This window comes from Metabacillus litoralis, from assembly GCF_007994985.1.
Classification (GTDB): Bacteria; Bacillota; Bacilli; order Bacillales; family Bacillaceae; genus Metabacillus; species Metabacillus litoralis.
The window spans coordinates 298,559-311,773 of record NZ_VOQF01000007.1 but is presented as its reverse complement, the minus strand read 5'-3'; the positions used below and the strand labels follow the sequence as shown (position 1 = coordinate 311,773).

The following is a 13,215-nucleotide window of genomic DNA, read 5'->3' as shown; positions in this document are numbered from 1 at the left end:
CAGTTTTTTAAGAAAAGAATTATGTTAATGAATAAAAATAAGAATAATTCTTCCCTACATCCCTTGCACAATGGGCATCAGAACCGTATATTAAAGGGATTTTTTGTTTTTTCGCCAATTCGATAATTGTTGATCCAGGATACGTTTCTCCACAGAATTCTTTTCTTAAACCTGCTACATTATAATCAATCTCCATACCTTGTTCCTTAATTGCCTGTAGGATATGATAAATCGATTTTTCCATAGAAAATGTTACTGGATATAACTTTTGGAATTTTTTCACTAATGTTAAATGACCAATTCTATTTGGTTTATAAGTACCTAGATTACTATTAACTGAATGTAAAACTTCATCATAATATAATTGGTGAAGTTTTTGCAATGTTCCGGTAAGCTGAACCATTTCTCCAAAAGTATTTTCATCAAAGTCTAGGCAATAGTAGGAGTCCTTTATATTTAAGAAATGAACAGAGAGAATACTATCGTCTAAGTACTTTCCATACTTATTTAAAAACTTTGTTGTTTCATTTTCAAAATCTTTAATATAATCTACCTCTAGTCCAAGGTTGATTGCTATTTTATTATGATATTTATTTTTTACTTTTTGAACTCTTTCAATATATTCCTCTAAATCGTCTAGCTTCATTGCACTATCCTTCATAGGTGTAGGATCCATAAAACCAATTGGAAGTGGAGCATGCTCCGTAAAACTTAAGCTTTGAAAGCCTTCTGTAATTGCTTTTTCAACATATTCTTCTAATAAATCTGTAGTCCCGTGTGGACAATATGGTGTATGAACATGTCCATCTATTTTCAACATATTTCTCTCCCTCTCCGCAACCATTGTATTTATGCTTTTCAACTATAGCTGTAGCATTTAGAACTTGAAGAAAGCAGTTTATAAAAGACTTGATATATTGCCATAGGATGTTTTCATAATAATGATATGCTTCATCATTACTCCTCAGACACAGGATTATATAGGCGAAAATCTTAGGCTTCTAGTTCTCTGATGTTGGGGCTCGATCTTTTCTCGACCAAACACTATTATCAATTATTTCCTTTGCTTTTTTAGTTTTTTTGAGTGAATTTCGCTTACAAAATCACATTTACAACAAAATAGGACAAATAATGTAAAAAAATAAAAATTTCTGGTCAAAAAATGTCGTTTACATGGTATCATAAAAACATTGAAAAAACATTATAAACTCTTATATAAAGTGTGTTCTGTTTTAGGACTTTACCATATGTTTAAATAAATAAAGTAAATTAGCTTAGCATGTAACAGAAATCAACAACAAAATTTAATAAATTCTAATAATTAGTAAATATAATTTGATATAAACGCTTATCAGCATGATCATGTGAAACCTTTCATCTTTGGGGAGTTTCAATCATCCCTGTCATGACGATTTTGTGTAACAACGAGGGGGCTCATTATGGAAGTTATCATTGGACTAGTCCTTCTAATATGTATTTTATTTGGTACTGGATATGTATTAAGAAGAAAGATATATAAAGAAGTAGATCGGTTAGAGGCTCGGAAAATTGAAATTATGAATCGATCTATTATAGACGAGTTATCAAAAGTAAAAGAATTGAAAATGATCGGACAAGCAGAAGAGTTGTTTGAGCAGTGGAGAGATGAATGGGATGAGATTATCACTTCTCAACTACCAGAAGTTGAAGAACTTCTATTCGATGCTGAGGATTACGCTGATAAATATCGTTTTAAGAAATCAAAAAGTGTTCTTGAACATATTGATGAGGTCTTAAGAACTGTAGACGATAATATTGATAAAATCATCTTAGAAATTAATGAGTTGGTTTCAAGTGAGGAAGAAAACTCACTTGAAAGTGAAGAAGTAAAAGAACAAACGAAAAAAATGAGAAAGACACTGTTAGCACACAGCCACCAATTTGGGAAATCTCATAGTAAATTGGAAGATACGCTTGATGAGATAACGAGTGCGTTAAAGCAATTTGATATTGAAACAGAACAAGGCAATTATTTAGTAGCGAGAGATCTATTAAAGAATACAATGAAAAATGTCGATACACTTCAAGTCAAAATAGATGAAATTCCTAAGCTATTGACTGAATGTCATACAACAATTCCAAATTTACTACATGAGCTAGAAGATGGTTATAAGGAAATGATCGCAACTGGTTATTATTTAGAACATCTCCAAGTAGACGAAGAAATTAGAAAAGTTAGAGAAAAGCTTTCCTTGATTAGTCAAAAAATAGAGGATACTGAAACAGAGGATATTCAAGAAGGTCTTCAATTACTACAAGAATCAATAGACCAATTATATGATCTACTAGAAAAAGAAGTGGAAGCAAGTCAATTTGTGAAGCAATCTAAAAACAAAATAGATCAACAATTAGAAAAGCTATCAGAGCAAAAAACAGCTACTTTACTAGAAACGGACCTAGTGAAACAAAGTTATCAATTATCTGAAACTGAGTCTGAGAAACAGAAAGTTATTGAAAAGCAGATTTCTCAAATTGAAAAGAAGTTTGTGCATATACAGCAAAACCTGCAAAGTGATCATGTGGCACATTCAATCATTAAAGAAGAGCTTATGGAAATTGAAATACAAATTGCTCAACTTTTTGCTGATCATAATGCATATAGAGAAATGCTTCAGACACTGAGAAAAGACGAGCTTCAAGCTAGAGAAAGACTTAACGAATTAAAACGCATGCTATTAGATACGAGTCGATCTGTTCAACAAAGTAACATACCAGGTTTGCCAATTGAATTTGGAGAATTGATTGATAAAGCGAGAAAAGATGTACAGAAGGTAACAAATAAGTTAGATGAGATTCCTTTAAATATGACTGTTGTCATTCAATTACTAGATGAAGCTGTACAGTCTGTTGAGTCACTGAAGGAATTTGCTGATGCATTAATTGAACAAGTTCTATTAATAGAGCAGGTTATACAATATGGGAATAGATATCGAAGTAGAAACCAAGAGCTTGCATCCAGGTTTAGAGAAGCTGAGGATTTATTTAGGGACTATGACTATAGTAAAGCATTAGACGAAGCTGTAGCAGCCCTTGAGCAAGTTGAGCCAGGCTCCTTTCATAAAGTTCAAGAACTTTATGAAGAACAATATAGTAAACCAAAAAATCGTAAATCTTAAGAATTATTCATATTCAAGGATGACACTATAAAATGGTTGTAGTTTTGAAACTAGAGAAATCTTGTTTTTAATCACCATTTAATTTTGTTATCCTTGTTTTATTTTTAGGCATTTATAAGAGTTTTTTAGATAGTCTACAATAGATCATTAGCGAATTCTTGCTTTCGTTTAGGAAACTATAACGATGACCCTTTTGATTGTGCTTAGCATAGTTGAATAACTTTTTGCGAAAAGTAATATATCTAGCCTAGCTATCGAGAAGGAAAATCAGACTCTAATACCTAGTGGGAAAATAAAGAATAGAAAGTTTTTCAACAATCATAAGAGGGTTTAAAAAGGGGAAAAATGGTAGTTTCCATATTAAACTGTCTTACTTGCTGCGGCTGTTTAAGGTGCTTGCTCTTTTGTTGTTGAGGTTGTTATGATATGATTACTTCTGAATTTTTCCCTTACAAGGAAAAGATTTGGATTATAATTTATGAGGTTTCTTGCTTGGGGGAAGAAGAAGGATGCTGTATTTAGATAACAGTGCAACAACAAAGCCATATAAAGATGTACTTGCTACCTTTATTAAGGTCACTGAAGAATACTTTGCTAATCCATCTTCTATACATAAATTAGGTAGTGAAGCAGAAGGATTACTCAATCAATCAAGAAAACAAGTAGCAAATTTATTAGGAGTATTACCTAATGAAATTATTTTTACTTCTGGAGGAACAGAAGGAAATAATTTAGCCATAAAAGGTGCAGCATTCGCAAATCAACATAAAGGGAAACATTTGATCACCTCAGTTATTGAACACCCATCAGTATTAGAGTCTTTTAAACAGCTTGAGAAAATTCATGGCTTTGAAGTGACTTATTTATCTGTTGATGAAAATGGAACTGTATCATGCGAAGACTTACAAAAGAATTTACGAAATGACACAATTCTTGTCTCAATTATGCATGTAAACAATGAAGTCGGAACAATTCAGCCGATAGCTGAGATTGGACAACTTATAAAACAATTCAAAAATACATTATTCCACGTGGATCATGTTCAAGGTGTGACAAAGGTACCCTTAAATATCAATGATGCACATATAGACTTATGCACCATTTCAGGACACAAATTTCACGGACTAAATGGAACAGGAGCTGTATTTATAAAAACAGGAGTACATTTGCTGCCCCTTTTTACAGGTGGCTCTCAGGAACTAGAGATGAGATCTGGAACTGAAAGCCTTGCGGGGAATGTTGCTTTAGCCAAAGCACTTAGACTTACAACAGAGAAAGCAGAAAAGCAATTGAAGATCGTGAAAGAAACACAAGAAAAGCTAAGAAGTGAATTAATGAACATTAGTGGTGTTGTCATTAATACCCCAGTTTTTGCAGCACCACATATATTGAACTTTTCAGTTCCAAACTTAAAAGCAGAAGTATTAATTCATTATTTTGGTGAACATGGTATTTATTTATCAACTACTTCAGCATGTTCATCTAGAAGAAGTACTGTAAGCCATACCTTGTTAGAAATGAAGAAAAAAGAAGAAGTAGCCAAAAGTGCAATTCGTGTAAGCTTATCAGTTGATCATAATGAAGAGATAGTAGAACCGTTTATTACTACACTTAAAAATGGAATAAGTAAATTAACAAAAGTTATGAGGTAGAAAAATGAAATTTGATCATATTTTAATACGTTTCGGCGAAATTTCTACAAAAGGCAGAAATCGCAGGAAATTTATCGATCGTTTAAAACGAAATATACGTGAAGTCTTAATAGATTTTCCTAATTTAAATTATCAAGGCACAAGAGATCGAATTTATATCCTTTTAAATGATGAAAGTCATGAAGAAATTGTAAAAAAATTAAAGCTGGTTTTTGGAATTCAATCTTTTAGTTTAGCTATTAAGTGTGAAAGTGAAATATCAGCTATAAAAGATACAGCTTTAAATGCGATTACTAGTCTCTACAAACCGAACGATACATTTAAAGTAACAACAAAGCGCGCTGATAAGCAGTTTCCATTAGATACAAATGCATTAAATTATCAAATCGGCAGTCATGTTCTTATAAATACAGATAACTTAAGCGTTGATGTGAAAAACCCTGTTATTAACCTTCGAGTTGAAGTAAGAAGTGAAGCAACATATATTACCTGCTTCGATTATCAAGGTGCTGGTGGCTTACCAGTAGGCTCTGGTGGAAAAGGATTGCTTCTATTATCTGGTGGAATAGATAGCCCTGTAGCAGGTTATCTAACCTTAAAAAGAGGTGTAGAGCTTGAGATTATTCACTTCTTTAGCCCACCTTATACAAGTGACCGTGCTAAACAAAAGGTGGTTGACTTAGCTAAAGAGTTAACTTCATATGGTGGTAAAATAAAGCTTCATATTGTTCCTTTTACAACTATTCAGGAAAAAATTCAGGCTCAGGTACCGGAAAACTATACGATGACATCTACACGAAGAATGATGTTAAAAATTGCTGATCAATTGAGAGAAAAACAACAGGCTTTAGCATTAATTACAGGTGAAAGTCTTGGTCAAGTTGCAAGTCAAACATTAGAAAGCATGCTTGCTATTAATGCTGTGACAAATACACCGATCTTAAGACCACTAATTACAATGGATAAGTTAGAAATAATCGAGATTGCTAAAGAAATAAATACTCATGATATTTCTATTCGTCCTTATGAAGATTGTTGCACAATCTTCACTCCTGCAAGTCCTAAAACGATGCCAAAATTAGAAAAGGTTTCAAGATTTGAGAGCTTTGTCGACTTTGATGAGTTAATATCAGAAGCTGTGGATAACATCGAAACAATTTTGATTACAAAAATTCAAAAAGAAGAAATGAATAGTTTATTTTAAGTAATTTTTTTGTAAAAGGCTGAGTTAAGGCTTAATGTTGATTATTAGAACTTTTGTTGATTGAAGTGAAAAGCATGAGACTTTTGTAACGGAAATCAACAACAATGTTTAACATCGCCAAGTAAATAAAAGCAGAGAGAAGAAATTACCAATAAATATTATGAATGAAGCCATGTGTATTGACACATTCTATACTCACAAGGAGGTGATACACATGGCACAAAACAGCGGATCAAACAGCTCAAACCAACTTGTTGTACCTGGTGCACAACAAGCAATCGATCAAATGAAATACGAAATTGCTTCAGAATTTGGTGTTAACTTAGGACCAGAAACTACTTCACGCGCAAACGGTTCTGTTGGTGGTGAAATCACTAAGCGTCTAGTTTCTTTTGCTCAACAACAAATGAGCGGTTCTTATCAACAACAATAATTGAATAGATAATGGCTACTAAGGTGGGAGTTTATCTCCTGCCTTTTTTGATGCCTTCTTTACTACTTGGGCTTCGCAAACTTTCACCTTAAGCTAGACAGTTTTTTCAGGAATTCATCAACTTTTGTTGCTATTCCATCAACTTTCTGCGATATTCAATCAACTTCTTACGATAATCCATCAACTTTCACGAATAATCCATCAATCGACAAATCTCATCAACTACCCGTGCCCCCTTTTACTTTCCAATTTCAGATGTAAAAGAATATGGTCAACTTATAAAATGAGAGAAAGATAAATAATTTTTTAACATAACCTTTATTACCCGAAAATAAACTATAAAAAATCCATTCTAAATATCATTAGTAATATTTTAAAAATTATAATAATTATGTATACTATTATTGTACAAACATTGGGGAGGGGAAATAATGGTTAAAGAAGAATTGCTTGCACCTTCAAAATATAATCTTGTTGAAGAGATTGAAAAGTATGCTGCAGAGCCATCAAAAATTGCTTTGAAATTTGAAAATGAAGATGGTGGCAAAAGTGAAATTACATATTATTCCTTGATTGAAAAAGTGAATAAAATTGGAAACGCTTTAATTAACCAAGGCCTAACTCCTGGAGATACTGTTTTAGTTGTCATTCCTCGAATGATAGATGCTTATGTTGTCTATTTAGCAGCCCTAAAGGCAGGACTAGTAGTCATTCCCAGCTCTGAAATGTTGAAAACAAAAGATTTACAATATCGAGTAACACATGGTGATGTTAAAGCCATTATTAGTCATGTGTTGTATATAGATGAATTTAAAGAAATTAGAGAATTTAATGATTTAAAGAAATTTGTAATCAATGGTAATAATAATGAGTGGATATCACTTGAACAATTAAGTAGTAGAGAAAGTAATAAAATGAATATAGCTGATACATTGTCTACAAGTATGGCTTTTTTATCTTATACTTCCGGTACAACTGGAAATCCAAAGGGTGTGGTGCATACACATGGTTGGGCTTATGCTCATTTAAGAACAGCAGCAAAAAATTGGTTAAGTATTAATGAAGAAGATACAGTTTGGGCAACAGCGGGTCCTGGTTGGCAGAAGTGGATTTGGAGTCCATTTTTGTCTGTATTAGGCTGTGGTGCTACAGGGCTTATTTATCAAGGTAAGTTTGATCCAGAAAAATATTTACAGCTTTTAGATGAATATCAAGTTAATGTATTATGTTGTACACCTACAGAATATCGGTTAATGTCTAAGGTTGAAAATCTTGAAAGATATTCTCTCTCCTCATTGCATAGTGCTGTATCTGCTGGCGAACCATTGAATCGTGAGGTGATTGATACCTTCCAGAAACATTTCAAGGTAAGTGTACGCGATGGATATGGTCAAACAGAGAACACACTGTTAGTTGGAGTTATGAAAGGTATGACAATTAAGCCAGGATCAATGGGGAAGCCAACACCAGGTAACGACGTCATTATAATAAATGATAATGGAGAACCTTGTGAAGTAAATAAAGTAGGGGATATTGCGGTTCATAAAGATACACCTGCGCTATTTAAAGAATATTATAAAGACACCGAAAGAACGCTAATGCAATATAGAGGAGATTATTATATTACAGGAGATCGTGCGAGAATGGATGAAGATGGATATTTTTGGTTTGAAGGAAGAATGGATGATATCATCATCAGCTCTGGCTATACAATAGGACCATTTGAGGTTGAAGATGCTTTAGTGAAGCATCCATATATTAAAGAATGTGCTGTTGTAGCAAGTCCGGATGAAATTAGAGGAAATATAGTTAAGGCTTATGTTGTTCTAAGAGATCAATCATTAACAATAGATAATAAACTAATTACTAGCTTACAAAATCATGTAAAAGAATTAACAGCTCCTTATAAGTATCCTCGTGAAATAGAATTTATCGAAGAATTACCGAAAACAACATCAGGAAAAATTCGTCGAATAGAGTTGAGGCAACGTGAACTTAAACTAAAACAAGCATAAACAAAAACTTTTTAAGCCAGGTGACTTTACCTGGCTTTTTTATATGTTTCTATGATTACAAATGACTTGAAGCTGTTGTTTGGTCTTCAAAATTGATTTAACTTATTGAGAGAATACTTTAAGCTTACAACGTAAGTATTTTACTGGAGTCTCTACCTTGCCCACCGCTCACCACAGAAGTCTCGCACTTCCGCTTCCGTCAACCTTAAGTAGCTTGTAGCAAAATTGCATTGAAACTTCTAAATCTAATTTTGATTCATTATAAACTATATTTCCAAAATACATGGATTTCTGGTAATGTTTCAAATAACAACATTATTGGTGATTTATATCCTTAATATTGAGGACTTAAATTAGGAAGAAATTGCTTGACGGAGGGAAAACATCTTGGGAACTTTATGGTACGGAGGAAATATTTATACATTAGAATACGAGGATTGCAAAGTTGAGGCTGTTTTTTCAAAAGAAGGAAGAATTATTGAGACAGGAAAGTATAGTGATCTTGTTAACCAATATAAAGAAGAAATCTCTAAATACATAGACTTACATGGTAAAACAATGATTCCTGGTTTAGTTGATAGCCACCTGCATTTAATTGGACATGGAGAAAAACTTGTAAGGTTAGATTTCTCTGAAACAACAAATTCAGATGAAATTATCCAAACAATAAAAGATAGAACCCTTCATCTTAATCCTGGCAGCTGGATAATTGGAGAGGGATGGAATGAGAATCAATTAGAGGATCAAAAAATTATACATCGAAATGAATTAGATGAAATATCACCGAATCATCCGGTAATGCTAAAAAGAATATGCAGACATGCAATTATTGTGAATTCAAAAGCATTAGAGCTTGCTAATATATCAAGTGATACACAAGATCCCCCTGGTGGAGTCATTGTGAGAGATTCAACAAATACTCCAACAGGATATTTACTAGATCAGGCTCAAGAGCTTGTGTTTGAGGTTGCACCAACTTCTTCAAAAGAAGATCTTGTTCTTGCACTTGAAACATCTATAAAAGATTGCTATAAAAAAGGGTTAGTTGGAGCACATACAGAAGATCTCTCCTATTACGGTGGATTAGATAAAACTTTGCATGCTTTTGATGAAGTTTTATCAAAAGGCTTAAAATTTCGAACACACTTACTTGTTCATCACCTTATCGTCGATGAATTTCAGCAGAAAGAACGAGATTTAGGAGAGTTTGGAGAATTCGGTGCGATGAAAATATTTGCTGATGGTGCCTTAGGAGGAAGAACTGCTCTTTTAAGCTTTCCTTATCATGATGATCCATCAACAACTGGTGTGGCTATACATACAGAAAACGAGCTTGCTTTATTAGTAAAAAAAGCTAGAAGCTATAAAATGGAGGTAGCAGTGCATGTAATCGGTGATTTAGCCTTTGAAATGACCCTTGATGCGATAGAAGCTAATCCCCCTCAAGCTGGTCAACACGATAGGTTAATACATGCTCAAATATTGAGAAAAGATTTGATTGAAAGAGCAAAAAAATTACCGATCATTCTTGATATACAGCCACGATTTGTGGCAAGTGATTTTCCATGGGTAATTGATAAAATCGGTGAAGATCGAATGAAATCTTGTTATGCATGGAAGACTTTAGTAGAAGAGGGTATTCACTGTGCTGGAGGATCTGATGCACCAATAGAACCAATCGATCCGTTACTAGGTATCCATGCAGCTGTTACAAGAGAGAGTATTTACGACAATACGGGAACATGCTATTTTCCAGAACAAAAGCTATCTATATACCAGGCAGTTGAATTGTTTACAAAGGGAAGTGCATATGCGATTCATCACCAACATGATAGAGGGATGATTAAAAAAGGATTTGTAGCAGATTTTACAGTTTTTGATCAAGATATATTCAAGCAAGAGCCGGATACTTTATTACAAGCAAAAGTTATGATGACAATTGTAGACAATGAATTTATGTATCAACATAGTACTTAATAAAAAAAGAAGCGAGAAATTCGCTTCCTTTTTTTATTTCTTATAGAAATGATCTTTTTACCTTTTCCCAGAAAGAATTATCTTTAAGTTTAACGGTTTTGATTGGTTGATCACTTAAGCTGTATTCTAATTTCAATACATTTCGAACACTTAGAGCCTCATTGTCCATTCCAATTACAGGATAATCATTTCCGTCTTGAACTATCTTTAATGTTAGTTTTCTCTTTTCACTTAAAATGAATGAAGAACCTAGTGTACGATACAGGTTATTATTTAAGGAAGCCAATTCACTAACTTGTATGCAAGGAAGCATTGGGTCAACAACAGCACCATTAACTGACTTATTGTATCCAGTACTTCCTGTTGGAGTAGCAATTAACATTCCATCTCCTCTAAATGTTTCAAAATGAAGATCATCAATGAAAACGTCGATAGCGAAAGTTTTAATAATACTCGATCTAATTGAACATTCATTTAAACATTTAAAGGTTGCTAAGTCATCAATTTTAACTTCTAACACAGGATAGCGTCTTACTTCAATTTGAGATTCATTCATTGCAGATATCATTTTTTCTTGTTCGTCAATGTGGAAGTCACAGTAAAGGCTTAATGTGTCATCAACAGAAACACCTGCATATAAACAATCTGTTCTGAAGTTTGTTTTTCGAACAGCTTGTAAAAACGCCCCATCTCCACCAATACTCACAACAACATTTGCTGTATTCACATCATCAACAATCGTAAATTCATTATCCTTTGCAAATTGAATTAATGAGTTGATTTTTTCTAAGAGGTTGTCCTCCTTTTTATAGAAAAAGAATATATTACGACGATCTGGCATAATGATTCCTCCTTATGATTATGTAAATCTCCACATTTTTCCTTAAAGGTGTTACAATACTTTATGTTGTTTAGTTTACCACTTTTAGATATTTAAATGTTCTAAGAAGCAATAAATTTGAAACTAAAAGATAATTGCTCTTTTCCGATTTTTATTAGTATTTGCGTAAGTTAACCTTGTATATTCCTGACATTATGTAATCACTTGTCATCAATCTACAAGGTAGATAATGCACAGAAAAGAGTCAAATAGTAAACTAAATAGGCTTGGCTAACGGCAAAGCACGATTCAAGATAGTAAAGGAGGAAGTAAGAGATGAATGGTAAACGGTGGGGAGCATTAGGAATAGCGGCAGGTTTATTTGTTATTTCGATTATTATTAGCTCATCAATGTTATTTTTAAAACAAAGTGATATGTTTAGTGAAGCATTTGCTGCGACTAATAGTGATTTTGCTGAGGAGGTTATTGAAGAAGGTACTTCAGCTAGCAAAATACTCGTCTTAAATGTAAATGGAGTTATACAGGATACTGGTGAGGATGTTGCTTCTTTTTTTAGTACAGCAGGATATCAACACCAAACCTTTTTAGATATGGTTGAGGCAGCTGGAAAAGACAAGAATGTAAAGGGTGTAATTGTGCGAGTTAATTCACCTGGTGGCGGTGTTGTAGAAAGTGCAGAAATACATAAAAAGCTAACAGAATTAAAAGAAAAAAGTAAAAAGCCTGTGTACATCTCAATGGGGACAACTGCTGCATCTGGTGGTTATTATATCGCAACTGCAGCAGATAAAATCTATGCTGCACCAGATACATTAACAGGATCTCTAGGTGTTATTATGCAATCTGTCAATTATGGTGAGCTTGCAGAAAAGTATGGAGTGAAATTTGAAACAATTAAAAGTGGACCATATAAAGATATTTTTTCTCCAACACGAGATATGACTGAAGAGGAAAGAGATATTCTTCAGACTATGGTAGACAATGCGTACAAAGGTTTTGTCAAAGTAATTACTGAAGGTCGCCCTCTTACTGAAGAAGAGGTACGTAAAGTAGCGGATGGTCGTATATATGATGGAAGACAGGCAAAAGAAAATAACTTGATAGACGAGTTAGGATATTTAGATGATACAATTCTTGCTATGAAAAAAGACTTAAAAATTGAAGATGCTCAGGTAATTGAATATGAAACTTCTTTAGGTTTAGATAGCTTTCTGTCTATGGGAGCTTCGAAAATGTTTAAAGATGATATAGAGCTTTCAAACTTATATCAGTTTATAGCTCAGCCTAATTCTCCAAGACTTATGTATCTGTATTCTGAATAAGGGGGGACTATTATAATGGATGCTACATTTGAAGGTTCAGAAAAAGAGGAAGCATACTATAGCTCTGAAACTGTAAACAAAAGTACTGTTTTGGATTATAGCCATTTACTAGCAGGCTTTTGGATACGTTTTTGGGCATATCTTGTTGACCTCTTAGTAATTGGTAGTGTAAACCGAATCGTGATTTATCCATTGTTTGAACTGTTAGATATAAGCACAAAGAAGACATTCATTTTTTCACCAATAGCAATAACAACTGCTATAACATTTTTTGCTTATTTTGTATTGCTGACAAAGTTTAAAAATCAAACTTTGGGAAAGATGATTTTTGGTTTAAAGGTTGTATCTTTAAAAGAAGAAAGAATAACGTGGGGAACAATTATTTTCAGAGAGTTGATTGGAAGATATATATCCAAATTAATTTGGGTTGGATATATCATTGTTGCTTTTACCCCAAAGAAACAAGGTCTGCATGATCTTTTTGCAGATACTCAAGTTATTCATGAAAAACTCTATAAACAAGAATCATTAACAAAAACTGTATCCTAATTCTTATAGAAGAAAACCTGCTATAAAAATGGCAGGTTTTTTGTTACTTAAGGCTCTTTTCTGAAA

The 13,215-nt window shown here is 33.2% G+C and carries 10 protein-coding genes; 8 read left to right on the top strand and 2 right to left on the bottom strand.

The window, feature by feature from the left end:
* Positions 1-19: 19 nt before the first annotated feature.
* Positions 20-820 (bottom strand): histidinol-phosphatase HisJ, encoded by an 801-nt coding sequence (gene hisJ, locus FS935_RS14340; protein ID WP_193559364.1) that lies wholly within the window; start codon positions 818-820, stop codon positions 20-22.
* A gap of 619 nt (positions 821-1,439) precedes the next feature.
* Between hisJ and ezrA the strand changes: the two genes are divergently transcribed.
* The 6 genes from ezrA to FS935_RS14310 all read left to right on the top strand — a co-directional run bounded on the left by ezrA (position 1,440) and on the right by FS935_RS14310 (position 10,436).
* Positions 1,440-3,155 carry a septation ring formation regulator EzrA gene (gene ezrA, locus FS935_RS14335; protein WP_146949331.1) on the top strand — a complete coding sequence of 572 codons (1,716 nt, stop codon included), beginning with the start codon at positions 1,440-1,442 and terminating at the stop codon, positions 3,153-3,155.
* Between the two features lie 509 nt (positions 3,156-3,664).
* A complete protein-coding gene (locus FS935_RS14330; RefSeq protein ID WP_146949330.1) occupies positions 3,665-4,807 on the top strand; it encodes a cysteine desulfurase family protein in 1,143 nt (380 codons plus the stop codon).
* A 4-nt stretch (positions 4,808-4,811) separates the two neighbouring features.
* Positions 4,812-6,011 (top strand): tRNA uracil 4-sulfurtransferase ThiI, encoded by a 1,200-nt coding sequence (gene thiI / locus FS935_RS14325; RefSeq protein WP_146949329.1) that lies wholly within the window; start codon positions 4,812-4,814, stop codon positions 6,009-6,011.
* A 214-nt stretch (positions 6,012-6,225) separates the two neighbouring features.
* On the top strand, positions 6,226-6,444 hold the full coding sequence (locus tag FS935_RS14320; protein WP_146949328.1) for an alpha/beta-type small acid-soluble spore protein: 219 nt from the start codon (positions 6,226-6,228) through the stop codon (positions 6,442-6,444).
* Between the two features lie 431 nt (positions 6,445-6,875).
* Entirely contained in the window at positions 6,876-8,459 is a 1,584-nt protein-coding gene (gene mbcS, locus FS935_RS14315; RefSeq protein ID WP_146949327.1) for an acyl-CoA synthetase MbcS, read from the top strand.
* 387 nt (positions 8,460-8,846) lie between these two features.
* Entirely contained in the window at positions 8,847-10,436 is a 1,590-nt protein-coding gene (locus FS935_RS14310; RefSeq protein WP_146949326.1) for an amidohydrolase, read from the top strand.
* A 40-nt stretch (positions 10,437-10,476) separates the two neighbouring features.
* Here the strand turns inward: FS935_RS14310 and FS935_RS14305 are convergent, their stop codons facing one another.
* A complete protein-coding gene (locus FS935_RS14305; RefSeq protein WP_240050921.1) occupies positions 10,477-11,280 on the bottom strand; it encodes an NAD kinase in 804 nt (267 codons plus the stop codon).
* Positions 11,281-11,592: 312 nt separating this feature from the next.
* On the opposite strand from FS935_RS14305, the gene sppA reads away from it, so the two are divergent.
* Both sppA and FS935_RS14295 read left to right on the top strand, forming a co-directional pair.
* Positions 11,593-12,600, top strand: a complete 1,008-nt coding sequence (gene sppA, locus FS935_RS14300) for a signal peptide peptidase SppA (RefSeq protein ID WP_146949324.1) — start codon at positions 11,593-11,595, stop codon at positions 12,598-12,600.
* A gap of 15 nt (positions 12,601-12,615) precedes the next feature.
* On the top strand, positions 12,616-13,149 hold the full coding sequence (locus FS935_RS14295) for an RDD family protein (RefSeq protein ID WP_146949323.1): 534 nt from the start codon (positions 12,616-12,618) through the stop codon (positions 13,147-13,149).
* Positions 13,150-13,215 lie beyond the last annotated feature (66 nt).

Bases quoted from the DNA above. Each gene is read 5' to 3' on its own strand.
- ezrA (WP_146949331.1), top strand. From the start codon at position 1,440: ATGGAAGTTATCATTGGACTAGTCCTTCTAATATGTATTTTATTTGGT.
- hisJ (WP_193559364.1), bottom strand. From the start codon at position 820: ATGTTGAAAATAGATGGACATGTTCATACACCATATTGTCCACACGGG.
- mbcS (WP_146949327.1), top strand. From the start codon at position 6,876: ATGGTTAAAGAAGAATTGCTTGCACCTTCAAAATATAATCTTGTTGAA.
- sppA (WP_146949324.1), top strand. From the start codon at position 11,593: ATGAATGGTAAACGGTGGGGAGCATTAGGAATAGCGGCAGGTTTATTT.
- FS935_RS14330 (WP_146949330.1), top strand. From the start codon at position 3,665: ATGCTGTATTTAGATAACAGTGCAACAACAAAGCCATATAAAGATGTA.
- thiI (WP_146949329.1), top strand. From the start codon at position 4,812: ATGAAATTTGATCATATTTTAATACGTTTCGGCGAAATTTCTACAAAA.
- FS935_RS14295 (WP_146949323.1), top strand. From the start codon at position 12,616: ATGGATGCTACATTTGAAGGTTCAGAAAAAGAGGAAGCATACTATAGC.
- FS935_RS14320 (WP_146949328.1), top strand. From the start codon at position 6,226: ATGGCACAAAACAGCGGATCAAACAGCTCAAACCAACTTGTTGTACCT.